This window comes from Allosphingosinicella sp. (assembly GCF_035626655.1).
Lineage (GTDB): Bacteria > Pseudomonadota > Alphaproteobacteria > Sphingomonadales > Sphingomonadaceae > Allosphingosinicella.
In genome coordinates this window covers 34762-55880 of the sequence record NZ_DASPNF010000020.1, presented here as the reverse complement: position 1 = coordinate 55880, position 21119 = coordinate 34762, and the positions used below count along the sequence as shown (strand labels likewise).

19 protein-coding genes and 1 tRNA gene are annotated in these 21119 nt (G+C 68.4%); 12 read left to right on the top strand and 8 right to left on the bottom strand.

Translation table 11 applies throughout. The features are described 5' to 3' along the window. Positions 1 to 145 precede the first annotated feature (145 nt). On the top strand, positions 146 to 1075 hold the full coding sequence (locus VEC11_RS15925) for a LysR family transcriptional regulator (RefSeq protein WP_464133986.1): 930 nt from the start codon (positions 146 to 148) through the stop codon (positions 1073 to 1075). Here the strand turns inward: VEC11_RS15925 and VEC11_RS15920 are convergent. From VEC11_RS15920 to VEC11_RS15905, 4 genes are all read right to left on the bottom strand, one after another. Continuing rightward, positions 1059 to 1535, bottom strand: a complete 477-nt coding sequence (locus VEC11_RS15920; RefSeq protein ID WP_464133983.1) for an ester cyclase — start codon at positions 1533 to 1535, stop codon at positions 1059 to 1061. The genes VEC11_RS15925 and VEC11_RS15920 overlap by 17 nt on opposite strands. Beyond that, a complete protein-coding gene (locus VEC11_RS15915) occupies positions 1532 to 1921 on the bottom strand; it encodes a carboxymuconolactone decarboxylase family protein (protein WP_464133977.1) in 390 nt (129 codons plus the stop codon). The genes VEC11_RS15920 and VEC11_RS15915 overlap by 4 nt, the downstream gene beginning before the upstream one ends. 2 nt (positions 1922 to 1923) lie before the next feature. Then, entirely contained in the window at positions 1924 to 3129 is a 1206-nt protein-coding gene (locus VEC11_RS15910; protein ID WP_464133973.1) for an MFS transporter, read from the bottom strand. A 117-nt stretch (positions 3130 to 3246) separates the two neighbouring features. Further along, entirely contained in the window at positions 3247 to 3702 is a 456-nt protein-coding gene (locus tag VEC11_RS15905) for a cupin domain-containing protein (RefSeq protein ID WP_464133968.1), read from the bottom strand. A 232-nt stretch (positions 3703 to 3934) separates the two neighbouring features. Here VEC11_RS15905 and VEC11_RS15900 point away from each other — a divergent pair, with 232 nt between their 5' ends. From VEC11_RS15900 to VEC11_RS15880, 5 genes are all read left to right on the top strand, one after another. Then, positions 3935 to 4756 (top strand): 3-hydroxybutyrate dehydrogenase, encoded by an 822-nt coding sequence (locus VEC11_RS15900; RefSeq protein WP_464133964.1) that lies wholly within the window; start codon positions 3935 to 3937, stop codon positions 4754 to 4756. Between the two features lies 1 nt (position 4757). Beyond that, the gene (locus tag VEC11_RS15895; protein ID WP_464133959.1) at positions 4758 to 6014 is read left to right on the top strand and encodes an NAD(P)/FAD-dependent oxidoreductase; all 1257 of its coding nucleotides are present in this window, start codon (positions 4758 to 4760) and stop codon (positions 6012 to 6014) included. Beyond that, entirely contained in the window at positions 6011 to 7150 is a 1140-nt protein-coding gene (locus VEC11_RS15890; RefSeq protein WP_464133954.1) for a patatin-like phospholipase family protein, read from the top strand. Before VEC11_RS15895 ends, VEC11_RS15890 begins: the two co-directional genes overlap by 4 nt. Beyond that, positions 7147 to 7725, top strand: a complete 579-nt coding sequence (locus VEC11_RS15885) for an NADPH-dependent FMN reductase (RefSeq protein WP_464133950.1) — start codon at positions 7147 to 7149, stop codon at positions 7723 to 7725. Before VEC11_RS15890 ends, VEC11_RS15885 begins: the two co-directional genes overlap by 4 nt. Before the next feature lie 438 nt (positions 7726 to 8163). After that, complete coding sequence (locus VEC11_RS15880) at positions 8164 to 8556, top strand: dsRNA-binding motif domain-containing protein (RefSeq protein WP_464133948.1); 393 nt, start codon at positions 8164 to 8166, stop codon at positions 8554 to 8556. A gap of 306 nt (positions 8557 to 8862) precedes the next feature. On the opposite strand, the gene VEC11_RS15875 is transcribed toward VEC11_RS15880, so the two are convergent. Next, positions 8863 to 8938 (bottom strand) — tRNA-Glu (locus VEC11_RS15875). Between the two features lie 108 nt (positions 8939 to 9046). After that, positions 9047 to 9340, bottom strand: a complete 294-nt coding sequence (locus VEC11_RS15870; protein WP_464133944.1) for a hypothetical protein — start codon at positions 9338 to 9340, stop codon at positions 9047 to 9049. 247 nt (positions 9341 to 9587) lie between these two features. Here VEC11_RS15870 and VEC11_RS15865 point away from each other — a divergent pair, with 247 nt between their 5' ends. Together VEC11_RS15865 and VEC11_RS15860 are read left to right on the top strand one after the other, a co-directional pair. Further along, positions 9588 to 10394, top strand: coding sequence for a PP2C family protein-serine/threonine phosphatase (locus VEC11_RS15865; RefSeq protein ID WP_464133940.1), 807 nt, complete (start codon positions 9588 to 9590; stop codon positions 10392 to 10394). Further along, the gene (locus tag VEC11_RS15860; protein ID WP_464133936.1) at positions 10391 to 12550 is read left to right on the top strand and encodes a serine/threonine-protein kinase; all 2160 of its coding nucleotides are present in this window, start codon (positions 10391 to 10393) and stop codon (positions 12548 to 12550) included. Before VEC11_RS15865 ends, VEC11_RS15860 begins: the two co-directional genes overlap by 4 nt. A 10-nt stretch (positions 12551 to 12560) precedes the next feature. Here VEC11_RS15860 and tagH read toward each other — a convergent pair whose 3' ends face one another. Continuing rightward, entirely contained in the window at positions 12561 to 13736 is a 1176-nt protein-coding gene (gene tagH, locus VEC11_RS15855; protein ID WP_464133932.1) for a type VI secretion system-associated FHA domain protein TagH, read from the bottom strand. Between the two features lie 172 nt (positions 13737 to 13908). Here tagH and VEC11_RS15850 point away from each other — a divergent pair, with 172 nt between their 5' ends. Next, positions 13909 to 14592: an OmpA family protein gene (locus tag VEC11_RS15850; protein WP_464133929.1), complete on the top strand. Its 684-nt coding sequence runs from the start codon at positions 13909 to 13911 to the stop codon at positions 14590 to 14592. A 12-nt stretch (positions 14593 to 14604) separates the two neighbouring features. On the opposite strand, the gene VEC11_RS15845 is transcribed toward VEC11_RS15850, so the two are convergent. Continuing rightward, positions 14605 to 15588, bottom strand: coding sequence for a tetratricopeptide repeat protein (locus VEC11_RS15845; RefSeq protein WP_464133926.1), 984 nt, complete (start codon positions 15586 to 15588; stop codon positions 14605 to 14607). Between the two features lie 236 nt (positions 15589 to 15824). On the opposite strand from VEC11_RS15845, the gene VEC11_RS15840 reads away from it, so the two are divergent. Genes VEC11_RS15840 through VEC11_RS15830 form a run of 3 tightly spaced genes read left to right on the top strand, consistent with a single transcriptional unit; the run spans position 15825 to position 21118 of the window. Next, positions 15825 to 18341 carry a cyclic nucleotide-binding domain-containing protein gene (locus tag VEC11_RS15840; RefSeq protein ID WP_464133922.1) on the top strand — a complete coding sequence of 839 codons (2517 nt, stop codon included), beginning with the start codon at positions 15825 to 15827 and terminating at the stop codon, positions 18339 to 18341. Positions 18342 to 18347: 6 nt separating this feature from the next. Further along, positions 18348 to 19226 (top strand): hypothetical protein, encoded by an 879-nt coding sequence (locus tag VEC11_RS15835; protein WP_464133919.1) that lies wholly within the window; start codon positions 18348 to 18350, stop codon positions 19224 to 19226. Between the two features lie 14 nt (positions 19227 to 19240). Continuing rightward, positions 19241 to 21118 carry a cytochrome c3 family protein gene (locus VEC11_RS15830; protein WP_464133917.1) on the top strand — a complete coding sequence of 626 codons (1878 nt, stop codon included), beginning with the start codon at positions 19241 to 19243 and terminating at the stop codon, positions 21116 to 21118. The last annotated feature ends 1 nt before the right edge of the window (position 21119 follow it).

The window sequence follows — 21119 nt, the reverse complement described above, 5'->3', positions numbered from 1 at the left end:
GGGTAGGCAAAGGGGAGGCGCGCGTGAAATCGCGCTTCGCTATGGTGTCGATGCGCTCATGTTATTGGCGCCGCGCATGGCGCGCCGGCAAAGCTGGCGGCCTTCATTGCTCCGGTGTAATGACAGAGATGGAGGGGATCCCGGCATGGAGATGCAGCAGGTCCGCTATTTCGTCGCCCTCGCGGAGGAGCTCAATTTCACGCGCGCCGCCGACCGCTGCAACGTCAGCCAGCCGGCCCTGACCCGCGCCATCCAGCAGCTCGAGCACGAGCTTGGCGGTCCGCTGTTCCATCGCGAGCGCGGCAACACGCATCTCTCCGAGCTCGGCCGGATGATGCAGCCTTATCTGCAGACCATTCACGACCAGACCCTGGCCGCGCGCGAACAGGCGAAGGCGGTCAAGAAGCTCGACAACGTGACGCTCACCATCGGCACGATGTGCACGATCGGCCCGAACCTGATCGCCGATCTGCTGCTGCGCTTCAGCGCCGCGCATCCGGAGGTCGAGGTGCAGGTGATCGACGCGGGCGGCCCCGACATGATCGGGAAGCTGGAGAAAGGCGAGCTGGAGATCGCCGTGGTCGGAATGCCGGACGAGCTGCCGGACACGCTCCACCAGCTGCCGATCTTCGAGGAGAATTTCGTCATCCTGCTGCCGCCCAATCACCGGCTGGTCGCGCACAATCCGATCCAGGCGAAGGAGCTGAACGACGAGCCCTATGTCAGCCGCTCGAACTGCGAGGTGTTCGCGCCGGTGCGCGCGGACCTGAACAGCCGCGGCATCTATCTGCGCAAGGTGTTCTCCTCGCCGCGCGACGACTGGGTGCAGGGGATGATCCGGGCCGGGCTCGGCCTCGGCTTCTTCCCGGAGTTCGCGGTGACGCATCCGGATCTGGTCGTCCGGCCGCTTGTCGAGCCGAGCTACAGCCGCACCATCTATCTCGCCACGGTGCGCGGGCGCCCGCATTCGCCCGCCGTCGGGGCGTTCGTGCAGGAGGCGCGGCGTTATCCCTGGCCGCCCAGGGGGCAGGGCCCCCGCTATGCGGAGATGCCCAGGATCAGCGCGGCGGGGTGATCGTGAAGCCGAGCTGACGGACGATGAAGAGGCTGTCGGTGACGCTCCATTCCTCGACGATGCGCCCGTCGCGGAAGCGGGCGAAGGCCATGCCGCTCAGACGGACGCGCCGGCCATTGCCAGGAAAGCCCTGAGCACGGGCACGGTTCGTGCCGACCCCGCTCCAATGAAAGGCCACCAGGTCACCGGTCGCCACCGCCCGGTCGACGCGGGCGCGGAGGTCCGGGAAGGCGGTGCGCAGGTCGCGCATGTTCGCCAACGTGTCCGCGAGCGCATAGTCGCGGTCGTCGCCATGATAGACGTAATCCGGGTGGAAGACCTGATCGGCGATTTCGAACCGGCCCTGGCCCAGCATCTGCTCGATGCCGCGCCGGACTATGGCCTCGTTTTCGGCGGGTCCGGCAAAGGCCGGGGCCGGGGCGAGGGCGATGATCAGGGCCGTGAGGCGGGTGAGTCTCATGAGGCGTCCTTCTCTCCTTCGACGAGCAGATCGTGGCATTCGGCGAGCGCGTTGAGCGCGGGCGGGAAGCCGGCATAGATGGAGACCTGCATCAGCAGTTCGACGATCTCCGCGCGGGTCATGCCGAGATTGAGCGCGGCGGTGACGTGGACGCGCAGCTGCGGGATCCGGCCGAGCGCGGCGAGCGCCGATATGGCGGCGGTCTCGCGAGTCCCCAGATCGAGGACGCCGCGCGAATAGAGATCGCCGAACGGGAACTCGATCGTCATCCGCGCGAAATCCGGCGCGATCTCGGCGACCTTGTTGGTCACCTGCTCGATCGACTCCCCGCAAAGCGCCCGCAGCACCCTGATGCCCCTGCGGTAGCGATCGTCGGCGACGTCCATGTTCATTCCTCTTCGGACAGGCCGCGGCCGAGCCAGGCGGCGAAAGCGAGCGCGGCAAAGATGCCGGCGACGGCGGCGGTCCAGCCGGCCCGGTCGAAGAGCTGGCCGACCAGAGCCGCACCGGCGAGGCCGCCGCTATAGTAGAAGGAGAGATAGAGGCCGCTGGCGGCGGCGCGGTCGCGCTGTGCTCGGCGCCCGACCCAGGAGGTCGCCACCGCCTGGGCGAAGAAGGTGCCGACGCCGACCAGAACAAGGCCGGTCAGAACAGCCGGCAGACTCGGCAGGAGCAGCAGGGCGAGCCCGCCGAGCGCCACGGCCAGGGCCAGCGGCAGCACAAGTTGCGCGCCGAAGCGGGTCACCGCCGACCCCGCGAGCGGGGTCGTGATCATCGAGGGCAGGAAGACGAAGAAGACGAGGCCCGTCGCCATCACCGACAGCGCCAGCGGCGGCGCGGCGAGGACGAAGCCGATATAGGTGAAGGTGCCGATGAAGGCGAACAGGATCAGGAAGCCGACGGCGAAGGCGCGGCGCAATTTCGGATCGGCGAGATGCTCGCGCCAGGCGGACCAGAGGTGGCGGCCGGGCTCGGCAGCCGCCGCCGCAGGCTGCATGCCGGTGAGCGCGGCACAGGCCAGGGCGGCGCCCGCAAGGTTCAGAGCGGCGAAGAACCAGAAGGTCGCCTCCGCGCCCGCGAAGCTGGCGACGGTCGCGGCGCAGAGCCGGCCGATCAGGTTGGAGGCGACGCCGCCGGTCACATAGGCAGCGAGCGCGCCGGCCGCGTCGGCCTTGCTGCAGCGCTCGCCCAGATAAGCGAGGGTCAAGGTGAAGGCGCTCGCCATGCAGAGGCCCTGGGCGACGCGCAGCAGGGCGAAAGTTGTGAGAGTTGGAGCCGAAGCGAGCAGAGCCGTCGGAACCGACAGCAAAGCAAGGCTGAACCACACCCCCCGGCGGCGGTCGATCCGCTGCCCGAGGGCCCCGACCAGCAGGCCGGCGATCGCCATGCCGATCGTCGAGGCATTGGCGGCGACGCCGATCTGGGCGGGAGTAACGGCATAGCTGCGCGCGAGCGCCGGCAGGATCGCCTGGGTCGCGAACAGATCGACCAGGGTGAGGAAGCCGATCGTACCGATCACCAGCGACCGGCGCAGCGCGCCGGGGGAGACGTGCGCTTCGTCCGGCATCGCGGCGGTCAGGCTGAGCTCGGCCATTTCAATCTCGCGGCAAAAAGGGGGCGGGTGGCGCTCCGCCACAGGGGCAAGGCGGAGCGCCACCCTGGAGTGCCGGCGCGCAGGGGAGGGGGCGGGGAGCGCGCGCCGGGCGGGGAGCTAGTCCTGGGCCTTCACGTCGGCGGAGAGCAGGACGGCCGGCTCGCGGCCCTCGTTCACCCAATAATGGGCGATGCCCTCGGCCTCGCGCGAGACCTCGCCGGCGCGGTGGACGATGCCGACGCCGCAGGTGGAGCGATATTCGGTGACCTCCCCGCTGACCGTGATGATCAAAGCGGGCCGGCCGTCATGGCTGTGCCAGGGCACGACGCCGCCCGGCTGCACGACGAGGCGGCGCAGGCGGAGGTCGCGGCCGTTGACGCCGATCTCGGCGCCGAGGTCGACGCTGCCGATCACGTCGTCGGTCACGTTGGCGGGCGCGGTCGGATGGCCCGCAAGCGGGTTGGCGCGGATCTGGTCGGCGGGGCACTGGCCGGCGAAGGCGGGAGTGGCGGCGGCGAAGGCGGCGGTCCCGATGAAGGCGAGGCCGAGGCCCCGGATGGTCGATCTGATCATTGCAAACTCCTTGGAAAGCGAGGGCGGCGTCACCAGGGCGGTCGCGGAAGTGAGGGACTCCAAAGCTCCCGTGTCAGCTTGCTCCGGACCGGCCTGGTGACGAGCTGGAAATTACGGGGCGGCGGGGCCGGCGTGAAATCGCGTCTGGTTATGGAGTTCATGCACAGCCGGCATTTCAGCCGGCGCGCGCGATCCGCCATCCTTTGCGAAAGCCAGGCAAAGGAGCATAGCCATGGACGCTCAGGTCCTCGAGAAACTGGACGCAGCCCCCTCGCTCGCGGGACGCGTCGCCATCATCACCGGCTCGACCAGCGGCATCGGTCTCGGCGTCGCCCGCGCGCTCGCTGCGGCCGGCGCCGACATTGTCATCAACGGCTTCGGCGACCATGACGAGATCGATTATACCTGCGCCGAGATCGAGCGCGATACGGGCGCGCGCGTCGACTATGACGACGCGAACCTGATGGATCCCGCGGCCGCCGCGGGCCTGGTGACGAGCACGATCCGCGGCTTCGGCCGGCTCGACATCCTCGTCAACAATGCCGGCATCCAGTTCGTCAGCCCGGTCGAGGAATTCCCGGCCGAGAAATGGGACGCGATCCTGGCGCTCAATCTGTCCGCTGCCTTCCACACGTCGAAGGCCGCCTTCGCCGCGATGAAGGAGCAGGGCTACGGTCGGATCATCAACGTCGCGTCCGCCCATGCCCTCGTCGCCTCGCCATTCAAGAGCGCCTATGTCGCCGCCAAGCACGGCGTGCTGGGGCTCACCAAGGTGCTGGCGCTGGAGGGCGCGGAGCACGGCATCACAGCCAATGCGATCTGCCCGGGCTATGTCTGGACGCCTCTGGTCGAGAACCAGATCGGCGCGACCGCCGAGGCGCGCGGGATCAGCCGCGAGGCGGTGATCCGCGACGTTCTGCTCGCCGCGCAGCCGACCAGGCGCTTCGCGGAAACCGACGAGATCGGCGCCCTCGCCGTGTTCCTCGCCGGCCCCGACGCCCGCTCGATCACCGGCACCGCGCTGCCGGTCGATGGCGGCTGGACGGCGCATTGAGATGAACGCGACCCGCCCCCGCGTGGTGATCGTCGGCGCCGGCTTCGGCGGCCTCGCCGCGGCGCAGGCGCTCCGCAAGGCGCCGGTCGACGTGACCCTGATCGACAAGCGCAACCATCATCTGTTCCAGCCCCTGCTCTACCAGGTGGCGACCGCGGCTCTGTCCCCGGCCGATATCGCCGCGCCGATCCGCGCGATCCTCGCGAAAAACCTGAACACCCGCGTCCTGCTGGATCGCGTCGAGGGCGTGGACGCGGCGGCGAAAGAGGTCCGGCTCGGCTCGGGCGCCTCGGTCCCCTATGACTGGCTCATCCTCGCGACGGGCGCGCGCCATAGCTATTTCGGCCGCGACGACTGGGCCGAGCATGCGCCCGGCATCAAGACGATCGACGACGCCACCGCGGTGCGCCGCAAGGTGCTGCTCGCGCTCGAGCGGGCGGAGACCGAAACCGATCATGAAAGGCGCAAGGCCCTGCTCACCTTCGTGGTGATCGGCGGCGGCCCGACCGGGGTCGAGATGGCCGGCGCCATTGCGGAACTCGCCCGCAAGTCCGTCTCGCGCGACTTCCGTTCGATCACGCCCCATTGCTCGCGCGTCATCCTCGTCGAGGGCGGGCAGCGCCTGCTCGCGACCTTCCCGGAGACCTTGTCCGCCAAGGCGAAGCGGGCGATCGAGAAACTGGGCGTCGAGGTGCATCTCGGCGGCCGGGTGACTTCGGTCGGGGCCGATCATGTGCAGGTCGGCGACGAGATCATTCCCGCCTTCACCGCGATCTGGGCGGCCGGCGTCCAGGCCTCGCCCGCCGCTTCATGGCTCGGCGTCGAGACCGACCGCGTCGGCAAGGTCCAGGTCGCCCCGGATCTCCGCGTCGAGGGCCATGACGGCATCTTCGCGATCGGCGACACGGCCTGCTGCCCAGGTCCGAACGGCCGTCCGCTGCCGGGCGTCGCCCCGGTCGCCAAGCAGCAGGGCAAGCACGTCGCCGCGACCATCATCGCCGCGCTCAAGGGCCGCCGCGCGCCGGGCGCGTTCCGCTATCGGGACTATGGCAATCTCGCCACGATCGGCCGCCGGGCCGCAGTGATCGACTTCGGCAAGGTCCGAATGTCTGGCTTCCCCGCCTGGGTGCTGTGGAGCGTCGCCCATATCTGGTTCCTCGTCGGCTTCCGCAGCCGGATCGTGGTCGGGCTCAGCTGGGTCTGGAATTACCTCACCTTCGCGCGCAGCGCGCGCCTCATCACCGGAGAGATCAGATGAACGGGCTCCAGGAGGAGATCAGTGCACTCGGCCAGACCGTACTCGTCCTGCAGGGCGGCGGCGCGCTCGGCGCCTATCAGGCGGGCGTCTATCAGGCGCTGACCGAGGCCGGGATCGAGCCGGACTGGGTGATCGGCACCTCGATCGGCGCGATCAACGCCTCGCTCATCGCGGGCAGCCCGAAGGGCGAACGGCTCGCGCGGCTGAAGGAGTTCTGGCGCCGGGTCGAGCACGGCCACATGATCGGCGGACCCCTGCTGCCCGCCTGGGCGGCGGCGGCGATGCGCAACGCGCTGGCGGTCACGGCCGGCATCCCCGCCTTCTTCCGCCCGAACCCGGCCGCCTTCGTCAGCCAGCATGCGCCCCTGGGGCCGGAGGATGCGGGCTATTATTCCGTCGCGCCGCTCCGCCACACGCTTGGCGAGCTGGTCGATCTGGATGAGGTCAATAAAGGCGAGATCCGCCTCACGGTCGGCGCGTCCAACGTGAGGACCAGCGAGATGCGCTATTTCGACAGCCGCGACATGAAGCTGTCGCTCGACCATGTCCTGGCTTCCGGGGCGCTGCCGCCGGCTTTCCCGGCGGTGCGGATCGACGGCGAGCTCTACTGGGACGGCGGCATTCTTTCGAACACGCCGGTCGAGGTCGTGTTCGACGACAATCCGCGGCGCAACTCGATGGTCTTCGCGGTCCATATCTGGAACCCGAACGGCGACGAGCCGGAGACGATCTGGGAGGTGATGAACCGCCAGAAGGACGTGCAATATTCCAGCCGCGCCCACGCCCATATCAAGCGCCAGCGCCAGCTTCACCGCCTGCGCCACATCGTCGCCGAGCTGTCCAGGCTGGTCCCCGAGGAGAAACGGAGCAACCTCGTCTCGGACATGGCGGCCTATGGCTGCCTGACGCGGATGCACGTCGTCCGGCTGCTCGCCCCGGCGCTCAGCTATGAGGATCACGCCAAGGACATCGACTTCAGCCCGGACTCGATCCGCCAGCGCTGGGAAGCCGGCTACGCCCACACCATGAAGACGCTCGACAAGGCGCCCTGGCGCGCGCCGGTCGAGCCGGCCGAGGGCTTCGTCCTGCACGAGGCCTGCGGCGGCGAGATGATCGAGACGGCGGCCGCGGCATGAGCGCGCTCACCATTCCGGTGCTGCTCGGCTCGGTCCGCCGCGACCGCGTCGGTGACCGCGCCGCGCGCCTGGTCATGGACGGGCTCCATGCGCGCGGACACGAGCCGGTGCTGGTCGACGCGCTGGCGCTGCAGCTTCCTTTGCTCGACCGCATGTACAAGGAACATCCCCCAGGCGAGGCGCCCGAGCCGCTGGAGCGGCTCGCCGCCCTCTACCGCCGCGCGGACGGCTTCCTGGTGGTCAGCGGCGAATATAATCACGGCATCCCGCCGGCCCTGAAGAACCTGCTCGACCATTTTCTGGAGGAGTATTTCTGGCGGCCGTCCGGCATCGTCTGCTACTCGGCCGGCGCCTTCGGCGGCGTCCGCGCGGCGATGCAGCTGCGCATGAGCCTCGCAGAAATGGGCATGCCGAGCGTCCCGAGCCTGCTGCCGATCCCGCGGATCGCAGAGGAGCTGACCGAAGGCGGGCAGGGCAGTGAGCGGATCCTGCGCTCTCGCGACCGTTTCCTCGACGAATTCCTCTGGTACGCCCGGGCGCTTCGGCCCGCAAAGGCAGCCGGGACGCCTTATTAGGCCGAGGGTCCCGACAGGCATATTTGGAGATTTTGCGGAGGTTCGCGCATTGCGGCCGGTGGTTCCGGCCAGGCCATTGAAAAAAGCTGGTGACCCCTACGGAAGGGCCACAAGCTAGTCCTATCAGAGACTTAGGTTGGCGAACCTTTTACGCATCTCGAACGCTTGCTCTGTAGGCCATGATACCTCACGCTAGCGGCAGCGAAAGGAATGGCTGTGGATAGCTCTTCAACCATCGACACTATCGCGAGCATTGCATCCGTCGTCATGTCCGCGACATTGGCGACAGTCGCGCTGGTGTTCACCTACCGACAGAACGTCGGTTGAAAGCCGATCGTGCTCTCCCTAGGTTCCCAACTCTCAGGAACTGGCGGTTCTACCGACCACCAGATTGGCGTCCGCATAGAATTCTGGAACCGGCGGAAGTACCCCGTCGTCGTGCGCCACATTCAGACAGTCGTCTCGGGTGTCGAAATTCGGGAGGGTCTCGACGTCGGTCCCGACAATGAGTTTGTCCAACGCAATGTTGTGACCCAGAAGGTGGATGCGGCTGTCGCGTCTAATGCGCACGGCGCGTATCGGATCGCCGGCACGATCGGTGAACAGTCGCTCGACGCGTTGCGCGTGACGTTCAAGGTTTCAGTCGTCTATTTCGACCCGATCAAGGGAAAGGCGATGAAAGCGACCCTAGAGCACAAGCTCTTCCATCCGGAACTAGGTTGGTCAAAAACGGAGGCGGAACGGGAACAGGCTCGGGAAGCGTTTCGGGTCGCAAGCGAGCAGAAGAAAGCGAGGCGACCTGACCTCGATCGACAAATTGCCCGGCAATGACTCGCCACTTGGACCGACGCCCAGCTCGTCGAAGCTTGGGAGAAGATCGCCGGAGGGTGAGTTTGAAAACTCCTGCACGTCCTTCTCGGACTGATGCTTGCGATTGCGCACGCTACGTAGATGACACCGTAGGAGCGGGATCTAGACGCGGAAAATACCCGCCGGTCCCCGGCTATTGGCGAACCGCGCTGACGGGCTAAGTGCCTTTACGGCTTGCGATTTTTGAGAGCAGGATCGCGATTTGGCGAACCCTCCCCAGAGGGAAAGTCAGTTGGAAACTCCTAAACTATTGAAAAACCACAATAGTGGTGACCCCTACGGGACTCGAACCCGTGTTTTCGCCGTGAGAGGGCGACGTCCTGGACCGCTAGACGAAGGGGCCGCATTGCGCTGCGGCGTGGCGCATATGGGGGACAGGGGTCCGCTGTCAAGCAGAGCGGGGCGGCCGCATGGCGACCCTCCCGCTTTTTTCCGCCAATCGTGTGACGGCCTACTTGCCGCCGCTGCCGTTGGTCTCGGCTTCGCCCTCGCCCTCGGCAGCACCCTCTTCGGCGCCTTCTTCGGCCGGCGCCGCGCCTTCCTCGCCCTCGGCCGGGGCAGCGCCTTCGGCCGGTTTGCCGGCGACCGCATTGGCGTCGGCCGCTGCCGGCGCGGCCGCATTGGCGTCGGCGGGCGCCGCCGCATTGGCGGCGTTGGCGGTAGCGGCGTTGTTGGCGGCGCCACGGTTGCAGGCGGCCAGGGCGAGCAAGGCGAGCGCGGCGACGGAGGCGGTAAGCAGCTTCATTTCAGGGATCCCCCCAGGATTGTTTTGGCGCTGAAACCTAGCGAAGCCCAGGGGGCGAGGGAAGGGGAATAAGGGGCCTGCGGCGACCACGGTATGGCGCCGCGCACGGCGGCGCAGGCCTGTCCATTGGCTGCTTTATCGGGCGGGGAAGCTGTGCTTAGATGCCCGCTTCGCGCCGCGAGGGAGTCCTGCCTGCATGGTGAGATGGTTGCCCAGCTTTCGCCCGAAGCCGTCCGCGGCGGCCGCGGTGCCGAAGCCTGTGCCGCCGCCAGCCCAGGCGGCGCCGGCGCAGCCGCTCGACGGCGGCAGGTACCGGATCGAAAGCTATTCGCGCACCCATGAGGGCTGCGTGCGGACGCACAATGAGGACAGCCATGTCGCCCGCGACGATGGCGGCCTCTGGGCAGTGGCGGACGGCATGGGCGGGCATGAGGGCGGCGAATGGGCGTCTGGCCGGATCGTCCGCGAGCTCGGCCGCATCGATCTCGCGCTCGGCTATCAGGATACGTGCGAGGAGGCCGCCCAGGCGGTGACCGCCGCCAACAGGCAGATCCTGGCCGAAGGCAAGCGGCGCGGCAAATCCATGGGCTCGACCGTCGTCATGCTGGTCATCGAGGAGACGCGCTACGCCGTGCTCTGGGCCGGCGACAGCCGCGCCTATCTGATGCGGGGCGGCAAGCTCGAACGGCTGAGCCGCGACCATACCCAGGTGCAGGAAATGGTGACTCGCGGGCTGATGACCGCAGAGCAGGCGACGGGCCATCCGATGGGCCATGTCCTTTCCCGCGCCGTCGGCGTGCAGAAAGCGGTCGAGATCGACCGGGCCGAGGGTGAGATCCAGCCGGGCGACATCTTCCTCCTGTGCAGCGACGGCCTGCACGGCGTCGTCGGCGAGGAGGCGATCGCCGCCCATTTCGCCCGCGAGGCGCCCGAGCAGGCGCTCGACAGCCTGATCGCCCTGACCCTCGAGAAGGGCGCGCCCGACAATGTCACGGGCGTCGCGGTCTGGATCAGCGAGCCGACCCTCCTCTCCTTTGCGGAACCAAAGCCATGAGCGACGAGAAAGACAAGGACGCCAAGGGCATCCCGCCTGCGCCGGGCAGCGAGCCCGAGGAGGAGCGCACGGTCTTCATGCCCGGCGGCTTCACCATCCCGCCCGCCGCCGACGAGACGCCCGCGCCGGCGGAGCCGCGGCCCCTGCCCGAGGAAGCCGCCGCCGCGCCGCCGCCCGAAGCCCCGGCGCCGCCCGAGCCCGTCGCCGAGCCGCCGCCGCCCGCGCCGGAGCCGGCCCCTCCGCCACCTCCACCCCCGCCGGCGCCCGTGCCGACCAGCGCCGGCACCACCGGCGGCGGGATCCAGCCGCGCAGCGACGCCGTCGGCATCAAGGTCGGCGACGTGCTCAACCACATCTTCCGCGTCGACCGCTTCCTGGCGCGCGGAGGGATGGGCGAGGTCTTCGTCGGCTGCAACGTCAATGTCGACGAGAAGGTCGCGATCAAGGTGATGCTGCCCTCGCTGGCCGGCGACGAGAAGGTGGTGGCGATGTTCCGCAAGGAGGCGCGGACGCTGACCAAGCTCAACCATCCGGCGCTGGTCCAGTATCGGGTGCTCGCGCAGGAGCCGCAGCTCCACGTCCTCTACATCGTCACCGACTTCATCGAGGGCACCAATCTCGGCACCGCGCTCGGCACGCTGAAGCCGACTCCGGACGAGCTGGCGGGGCTGCTGCGCCGGCTGGCCTCGGGACTCGCGGCGGCGCACGAGCTCGGCGCCGTCCATCGCGACATGTCGCCGGACAATATCATCCTCGAGAATGACGACATTCACCAGGCGACGATCATCGATTTCGGCATCGCCAAGGATCTCGACGCCAGCTCGGCGACGATCGTCGGTGACGGCTTCGCCGGCAAGCTGAACTATGTCGCGCCCGAGCAGCTCGGCGATTTCGGCCGCGAGGTCGGGCCCTGGTCCGACGTCTACAGCCTCGGCCTCGTCATCCTCGCCGTCGCCCAGGGCAAGGCGGTCGACATGTCGGGGTCGCTGGTCGACGCGATCGACAAGCGCCGCAAGGGACCGGACCTGTCGGCGCTGCCGAATAACCTGCTGCCGATCGTCCGCGACATGCTGAAGCCCGATCCCAAGGAGCGGCTGCGCTCGATGGACGAGGTGCTCGGCCGGCTCGAACGGCTGAAGCTGCCGCCGGAGGAGCTGGTCGACCAGACCAGCCCGCCCGCGCCGCCGCCGGAGCCGCCGCCCGTGCATGAGGCGACGGTACCGCCGGCGGAGACCACCTATTTCGAATATGCCGAACCCGAGAGCGGCGGCGGCTCCCGGCCGCTGCTGATCATCCTCGCGGTGCTGCTCGTGATCGCGGCGGCGCTCGCAGTGACCGCCTATCTGACCGACGGCACGTTCGGCTTCGGCGGCGGGAATGACAGCCAGTCGAGCAGCGGATCGACCGGGGGCGCCGATCCGCGCACGGAGAACCGCCCCCCTGTGGAAATTGCCCGCGCGACGATGAACTCGGTGCTGCCCAATGTCGGCTGCACCTGGCTTGACGTCAGCAATATCGGCGCCGGTCCGCCGGTCGCCGTGGTGCTGCGCGGGGTTGCCGGCAACGTGCAGGCGGCGAGGGGCGAGGTGGGCCAGGCGCTGTCGCGGGCCGGGCTCGCCAATGCCTCGACCAGCTTCAGCGACGTGGCGACGATCATCCCCGCCGGCTGCTCGGCGCTCGACACCTTCCGGGGCATCCGCAACGGCGGCTTGCCGCGCATCTCCTCGCCGCAGACGCGGTACGAGCTCTCCATCCTCACCGAGGGCAGCAATGCCGGTCAGCTCGGCGCCCAGGTGCCGATCGAGATCGAAACGAACGGCGTGCCCGATTTCGCCCTGGCCGGCATCCAGCCGTCCGGGGAGATCACGCCTTTGCTGCTCAGCCGCAGCGCCCTCCAGCAGGAAGTCGCCAACGGCAACAGCCAGGTCAGCGATCTCGGCGGCGGCCGCTACCGGATCACGATCGACATCACCCACAATGGCTGGTCGGGCTTTCTGCTGCTGACCGGGACCGGGCCGTTCGATGCCGGCCTGATCGCGCCCCCCGTCGGCGAGCGCGGCCCCAATTGGCAGCAGCAATTCCTCGCCGCGGCGAGCGGCGGCAACTGGCAGGGGAACATGGCCTGGGTCCGAACCCAGGACCAGCAACCGGACTGAGGGTAAGGGCCTAGTTCAGCCCGTCGCGGAGCTGGCGCTCATAGGCCTTGCGGAATTCCTTCGAGAACACCTCCATGAAGGCCTCGTCGGATTCCTTCTTCACCGCCACGAATTCGCGCTCGTAATTGCGCCACAAAGCGGCGTCGCGCGCGCCCGGCAGGATGCGGGCGAGCAGGCCCATATTCTCGGCGCGGCGGCGGATCGAGCCCGGAGAGAAGCGGTCGAGCGTCGCACGCAGGGCGCCGGGGATGGCGCGCAGGGTCGCCACCTGGTGCGACTGCAGGTCCAGATAGGCGTCCTCCACGGCCTTGTCGGCCTCGAGGAAACCCGGCTGCGGCGGCATCAGCAGCTGCGCCAGCGCCTGGTCGGGCGAGCGCGCGAACTTGATCGGATTGTTGCCCTCGAGCGCGAGCCCGGTCATCTCGGCGCCCATCTGCGCCTTGGCGCGGGCGCGGGCCTCGACCATGACCAGCAGCCCCGCGACGAGCCGCTTCAGCAGGCTGCCCGCCTTCTGCACGGTCTCCGGCGTGCGCTCGACCTGGCTCTCCGCGATCGCGGCCGCCTCGAGCAGGGCGGTGAGCAATTTGTCGACCGTCGCCGGATCGGCGCCGACCACCGGCGCCGCCGCGGCATCGGCGACCCCGAACAGGCCGCGCTCCCGGTCGATCCTGTTGATGTCGGCCAGCGAATCGAACATCACCGTGGCATGGTCGGTGACGGGTGCCGCCTGTGCCTCGGCCGCCTCGGCGACGGGCTCCGCCGGCTGCGGAGGCACCGGCGGCGGCGCCTCCGGGATGTCGGCGCTGCCCGGCGGGATGGTGATCTGCTGCTCGGGCGGGACCGGCTCCGGCGCCGGCTCGGGTGCGACCTCCATCTCGAACGAGGCGATCACCTCATATTGGCCGATGCGGATCAGATCGCCGGCATTGAGCAGATGCTCCTCGGTCATCCGCTCGGTCGCGTCGTTGACGAAGGTGCCGTTGGTCGAAATGTCCTTCAGGACGAAGAAATCGCGGTCCCGGCGGATCTCGCAATGGCGCGAGGAGATGGCATTGGCCGGATCGGGCAGGTGCCAGTTGCAGTTGCGCGAGCGCCCCAGCACCGCCGTTTCGCCCTCCATCAGGTATTGCGCCGCCATCCCTTCCTGCAGGACTTCGGGATTCCGGATCGTGAGAATCAGGATCATGAAGCGGCCATACCCCCTGCAAACCACGCGACGAAAGGGCGCAGTCTGCGACCAAGGTAGCAAGCCGTGCTACCAACCTCAACCGCCGCTCCTTGCCGCCGAATCGGCCATGAGCTAGAATCGCGCGCCTTCGGACGGGACTATTTTCCGTCCGGTTCGAGAGGAGTTTTCGATGCGCAAGCTCGGTCTTTCCCTGCTGGTTTCGGCAGCCATTGCCGCGCCGGTCGCGGCCTGGTCGCAGGAGGGCCAGCCTTCGGCCAGCACCGACGATTATGTCTGCGCCTTCTCCGGCGAGTGCGCGGACGAGGCGACGGACGAGACGGCGGACGCGCCGGCCGCCACCGGCCCCGGCCCGCGCGTCACCGCCACCCGCGGCTTCGCCATCTCCACGAGCCGGACGCCGGCGCGGACCACCAACAACCGTCAGCGCCGTCCCGTCGCGAACAACAGCGCGCGCCAGGGCGCTTCCGCCCCGCGCCGCTTCTCCTTCGCGGTCAGCCAGCCGGCGGGCGCGCGCAACCAGCGCGTCAACCTCAGCCTGACCTTCCCGACCGGCTCGGCGACCCTGACTCCGGCAGCCGCCGCACAGGCCCGGACCTTCGGCCAGGCTTTGATGATGCCGCAGCTCGCCAATATGCGCTTCCGCATCGAGGGCCATACGGACGGCGTCGGCAGCCGCGCCGGCAACGTCGCCCTGTCGCGCCGCCGCGCGCAGAGCGTCGCCAATTTCCTGATCTCGATGGGCGTGCCGAGCAGCCGCATCGAGGTGCAGGGCTACGGGCCGGACCGGCCGCTGCCGGGCACCAGCCGCAACAGCCCCCAGAACCGGCGCGTGGAGGCGGTGAGGGTCAGCTAAAAAAGGGCGGCATCAGCCTGCCGGCACGGCAAGCGCCTGCGCGGCTTCGCGGAGCTGCGCCTGGGTGCCGGCATCGCCCTGGAAGGCGGCGAGCCCGGTGCGCAAAGCCTCGGCGGCGAGCTGCGGCTCGTTCAGGGCCATGCGCGAGCGCATCATCATGATCCACCCCCGGGCGTCGCGCGGATTCTGCCGCAGCCGCGCGGCGAGCCGCTCGACCATGCCGCGGCCCATCTCGTTCTGCTGGGTCGGGGTCATGCCGCTGGCCGCGCGCAGCTGGTCCTGCGTCGGGCCCGGAATGCCTGCGGTCGCCATCTCCGTGCCGGACGTGCCGCCCGCGGGCGGGGCGGTTTCCGGCGGCAGCCGGCCGCTGATGTCGATATTGGCGCGCTGGGCGATGAAGATGGCGGAGCGGCGCACCTGCGGCGGCAGCGGCTGGGCCTGCGGATCGCGCAGCAAGGCGATCAGGTCGTCGACGGCGCCGCGATGGTCGCCGCGATCGTCCTTGATCGTCGCCAGATAGAAACGCGACATCGCATTGCCGGGCGCCGCCTGCAGCGCGGCTCGGAGCAGCCGTTCCGCCTCGGGCGGCGCCGGCTGGCGCGCGCGGGTCGCCATGATCAGCAGCACTTCGGCGAGGAAATTGTTATAGTCGGCGCTGCGCGGCTGCAGCTCCATCGCCCGGCGGAAAGCGACACTGGCCTGCTGGAAATCCTCCATGTTCCGCCAGGCCATGCCGAGCCGGAACCAGCCCTCATGGTCATCCGGATTGCGCCGGACCTGCTCGACCAGCCCGGCGACCAGCGCCTCGACGCTCGGCGCCTGCCCGGCCGCAGCCGCCGCGTTGGCGCCGGCACTGTTGGCGTCGGCGGTCGCGGCGCTGCCGTCCCGCCGGAAGGCGAGCGTATAGACCAGCACGCCGATCGCGATCAGGGCGGCCAGAGCGAGGGCGATGGTGGCGGGCTGGACCCGGCGCGGGGAAGCGGCTGCGTCTGTCATCGCCGCGGATCATCGCGGCAAATGATCCGGCGTCAAGACCGGCTCGGCGTTCAGGTCGTGCCGCGTCTCAACGCCTCGCGCTAAGCCAGCGCCCGTGCTGCAAAATCTGGGGGGCGACGGGCCCTCGGCGCTGGCGTCTCGTCGCAACTCTGTTAGATTGCCGATTCTGGAAGATTGCGGATTTTCCGGTGTGCGGGGGCGCGGCCGGAATTCGCCTGTCGGGGAGCTGCGTCGGAGTGTCGGCCGCCTACAAGATCGCGATCGTGGGATCGGGCCCGGCCGGGATGAGCGCGGCGGGACGCGCGGCCGAGCTCGGCCTGTCGCACGTCCTGCTGGAAAAGACCGACCACCTCTCCGACACGATCTACAAATATCAGAAGGGCAAGCACGTCATGGCGACGCCGAGCCAGCTCGTGCTGCGCTCGGATTTCGATTTCGACGCGGGCAAGCGCGAGAAGATCCTCGGCGTGTGGGACGACCAGACCGCCGCTCGCAAGGTCAATGCCCTGGTCAATGCCGACGTGATCTCGATCAGCGGCGAGAAGGGCAATTTCACGCTCAAGGTGAAGGGCGGCAGCAATCCCTGGCAGCGGCCGGCGGAATCCGGCCGGCCCGACGCCCGCAACAGCGCCCCCGACAAGGCCGGCGCCACGCAGGAGATCAAGGCCGAATATGTGATCCTCGCCATCGGCACGCAGGGCAATCCCAATACCCTGCGCTGCGAGGGCGGGGACCTGCCGCACATCCAGTATCAGCTCGACGATCCCGGCGAATATGTGGACGAGCATATCATGGTGATCGGCTCGGGCGACGCGGGCATCGAGAATGCGCTCGGCCTCGCTGCCGATCCCGCCCAGGCCAACACCGTCTCGATCATGAACCGCAGCGCCGAATTCGCCCGGGCCAAACAGGCCAATGTCGACCTGCTCATGGAGGCCGGGAGGAGCGGCCGGGTCAACATTCTCTGCGAGACGACGCCCAAGCGCGTCCTGCCGGGCTTCCTCTACATGGAGACCCGCGACGGCGAGCAGAAGATCAGGTGCGACCGGATCATCGCCCGCATGGGCTCCTCGCCGCCGCGCAAGTTCGTCGAGCAATGCGGGATCGAGTTCACCAGCGAGGACCGCGACGCCTATCCCTCGCTCTCGCCGCAATTCGAGACCACGGTACCGGGCATCTACGTGATCGGCGCGCTGGCCGGCTATCCGCTGATCAAGCATTGCATGAACCAGGGCTATGACGCGGTCGAGTTCATCAACGGCAATGTCGACCTGAAGCCGGCCGACGAGCCGATCCTCGAGAAGAAGTTCCAGGTCCTGCCGGGCACGCGTACCGTCACCGAATGGCTGGCGTTTTTCCGCCGGCGGGTGACCGTGCTGAACGAGCTGTCGATGCTGCAGATGCGCGAGTTCATGCTCGATTCCGAGCCCCGCGCCTATCGCGCCGGCGAGATCGTGTTCGAGAAAAGCGATCCGGGCGCCTCGCTCTTCGCGATCGCCGACGGCTCGCTGATCGTCGAGATCGATCCGTCGCGGCCGGGCCAGGGCATCCCGATCGCGCAGGGCTCGATCGTCGGCGAGGTCGGGCTGATCTCGGGCCGCAAGCGCAGCGCCACGGTGCGCACCGCCTCCGGCTCGATCGTGATCGAGATCCCGCGCAACGCCGCGCTGAAGCTGATGGCGACCAATAGCGCCGCCAAGCGCGAGATCACCCGCATCGTCACCGAGCGCATGCTGCGCTCGATCGTCGGCGACGCCAGCGAGGAGGATCTGAAGGACCTGCTGGAGACGGCGGAGATTCAGGAGATTCGCGCCGGCCAGGCGGTGATCAACGAGGGCGACGAGGGCTATGACGTCTTCATCATCCGCCAGGGCTCGATGACCGTCGAGAAGGCGATCGGCGGCAAGCCGGTCTTCCTGCGCTACCTCCCTGCCGGCTCCTATGTCGGCGAGATGGCGCTGATCGACGGCGGCCGCCGCACCGCGACGGTGCGCGCCGCGATCAAGTCGGAAGTGATCAAGCTGAACGGCGACGCCTTCCGCAAATTGCTCGCCGGCAAGCCCGCCCTGCTCGAGAAGATGAAGACGGAAATGGCCGCGCGCCAGCAGACGACGAGCTTCATCGAGGCACGCAAGGACGGCTTCGGCGGCGCCGTCGACATGTATTCCTCGGTCGCCGGCTTCCTCGTCTCGGAGGGAATCGGCGAGGCGACCGACGTGCTGCTGATCGACGAGAAGCTCTGTGTCGGCTGCGACAATTGCGAGAAGGCCTGCGCCGACAGCCATGACGGCCTGTCCCGGCTCAATCGCGAGGCCGGCCGCACCTTCGCCCACCTTCACGTGCCGACCTCCTGCCGGCATTGCGAGCATCCGCACTGCATGGCCGATTGTCCGCCCAACGCGATCAATCGCGGGCAGGACGGCGAGGTCTATATCAACGACACCTGCATCGGCTGCGGCAATTGCCAGCGCAACTGCCCCTATGGCGTGATCCGCATGGCCAAGCCGCCGCCGAAGAAGCCGGGCCTCCTGTCATGGCTGTTCTTCGGGCGCGGTCCGGGCCCAGGCGAACCGGACCATAAATGGACGGATTCCAAGGTAAGTTCGGAGACTCCAAAAAAAGCGATCAAATGCGACATGTGTTCTGGTATCGAAGGCGGGCCGGCCTGCGTTCGCGCATGTCCGACGGGTGCTGCTATACGCGTATCGCCGGAAGAGTTCCTCACCGTAGCGAGGATGGGACAGGGGGGCTGATCGAGGGTGGCAAGCAGGGGGATTAACAGAACCGAATTGGGGGACGGGACGGCTCATGAGAGCTTCCTGCGCTACCGCCGCTATCGCTGGTTCAAGATCGCGACGTTCCTCTCCCTATTCCTCATCGTCGTCTACCTCTTCGTGGACGTCTCGCCGCGGCACAATGGCGGCTCCTGGCTCGGCTATACGCTCGGCACGATCGGCGCGCTGCTGATCGTCTGGCTCGCGCTGCTCGGCATTCGCAAGCGGGCGATGACGCGGGGGCGCTGGTCGCTCAAGGCCTGGACTTCGGCCCATGTCTATCTCGGCCTGGCGCTGATCGTCATCGGCACCCTGCACACCGGCTTCCAGTTCGGCTGGAACGTCCACACTCTTGCCTGGGTGCTGATGCTGCTCGTGATTCTCTCGGGCATTTACGGGATCTCGGTCTACGCCCTGCTGCCGCAGGGCCTGTCCGACAGCCGCTCGGAGATGACCGGGCCGCAGATGATCGAGGCGGTGAACAGCCTCGACAAGCAGATCCAGCAGGCCGCGCAGCCGCTCTCGGACGAGGACAGCGCGATCGTGCTCGGCTCGCTGGGCGAGGACCCGTTCGGCGGCGGCGTCTGGCGGCGCCTCTCCGGCTCCTATCCCAGATGCGGCAACATGGCCGCGCTCCGGATCATGCGCGAGCGGCAGGAGCAGAGCTCGGGCAAGGAGGAACAGGCGCTGGAGCAGGTCGTCGGCCTGCTCGAGAAGAAGGCGGCCGCCCTGCAGCGGCTGCGCGGCTATATCCGTCGTCGGGCCTTGCTCGAAGTATGGCTGTTCGTGCACATTCCGACGACCTTCGTGCTGCTTGCCGCGCTGACCGCGCATATCGTCAGTGTCTTCTTCTACTGGGGCTAGGGGGGAAGTAGAGCATGGCGTTCCTGCTTCGCAGCATCTCCCGCAGCGCCGACGGACGCGAGATCGTCCGCACGTCGAAGGTCAATGACGACCTGCTGAAGATCGGTCGCGACCCGGATTGCGATATCCGCCTGAACGACCTTGCGGTCGCCTTGCACCATGCCACGCTGGAGCAGGTCTCCGCCTCGAAGATCGGCGTCTCGGCCGAGGCCGGGCTGACCGTCGAGATCGATGGCAGCGTCACCCAGTTCGGGCAGATCAACCTGACCGTCGGCGGCGCCGTCAAGGTCGGGCCCTTCCTGCTGCGCATCCTGCCGCCGGAGATCGGCAGCGAGGACGTGCCGATCGACATCCAGCGGGCCGATACCGCGGAAGAGGACGACCGCTTCGACACCCGCCGCTTCGCGCTGCAGAGCGTCATGCCGGGCAAGCGCACCATGTCCTGGGTGCTCACTCTGATCGTGCTGGCAATCTTCCTCGTCTGGCCGATCATCTCCTTTTACCAGAACCGCGACACCGCCGACCGGATGGCGATGGGCGGCTTCCACGCCGACACGCTCTGGAGCACCGGCAGCCTGTCCACCGCCCATGCCGCGCTCAACTCCAACTGCCAGGCGTGCCACGTTCGGGCGTTCGAGCCGGTCCAGGACAATGCCTGCCAGGCCTGCCACGTGAACGTCCACGACCATGCGCCGCTGAACCTGATGCAGGCGGCGATGCCGCAGCTGACCGGCCTGCGCGGCTTCCAGCAGGGCATCCGCAACACCTTCGGCCAGACCGCGGGCCGCTGCGTCGAATGCCATACCGAGCATGAGGGGCCGCAGCGAATGGAGCCGACGCGGCAGCAATTCTGCGCGGACTGCCACACCGACCTCAACGCGCGCGTCCGCCAGACCCGGCTCGGCAACGCCTCGGACTTCGAGCGGCAGCATCCCGAGTTCCAGCCTTTGGTGCTGACCAGCTGGGACAATGGCCAGCCGCGCTACCAAAGGGTCGCGCTCAACCGGCGGCCGCTCGAGATGAGCAACCTGCGCTTCCCGCACGACGTCCATCTCAGCGCCACCAACGGCGTCGCCCAGGCGGCCCGCGCCAACGGCCTCGGCCAGCGGCTCGAATGTTCGAGCTGCCACACGCCGACGCCCGACGGCGTGCGCTTCCAGAATGTCGACATGCAGCGCAATTGCGGCACCTGCCACAGCCTGAGCTTCGACCGGATCGGCGGTACCTTGCGCACCCTGCGGCACGGCTCGCCCGAGCAGGTGATCGCCGACATTCGCGGCCTCTACCGCGCCGGCGGTCCCGCCTTCCCGCCGGAGCTCAGCCCGGGCGGCCGGGTGCGGCCCGGCGACGTCAACCAGATCCGCGCCGCCGTGCAGTTCGCCCGCGCCCAGGCGGACACCTCGCAGCGCGGCGAACGCGCGATCCGCGCGATCTTCACGGGCGAGAACGGCACCTGCTCCGAATGCCATGTCGTCGTTCCGCCGGCCGGCGGGACGCTCGACTACCGGATCGCGCCGATCCAGTTCACCAGCCGCTACATCTTCCACGGCTGGTTCGATCATCGCGACCACCTGATCGTGCAGCGGCCGAACGAGCGGCGGCTGGAAGGCTCGGCCGGCTGCCTGAGCTGCCACAACGCCAATGCCTCCGGCAGCTCCAGCGACGTGCTGCTGCCCAACCTGGCGAGCTGCCGCGCCTGCCATGGCGGCGAGCGGACCCGCCTGCCCGTGCCGTCGACCTGCGCGATGTGCCACGATTATCACATCCCCGCCGGCGCGCAGGCAGGGTCGCGCCAGCAGGGCTCGCCGACCCAGGCCCTGCGCGACCGGGTGCGGGGGCGGCCCTGGACGTCGACGGTGGCGAATCCGGCCCCGGGCGCGCGCAGGCCCTGAT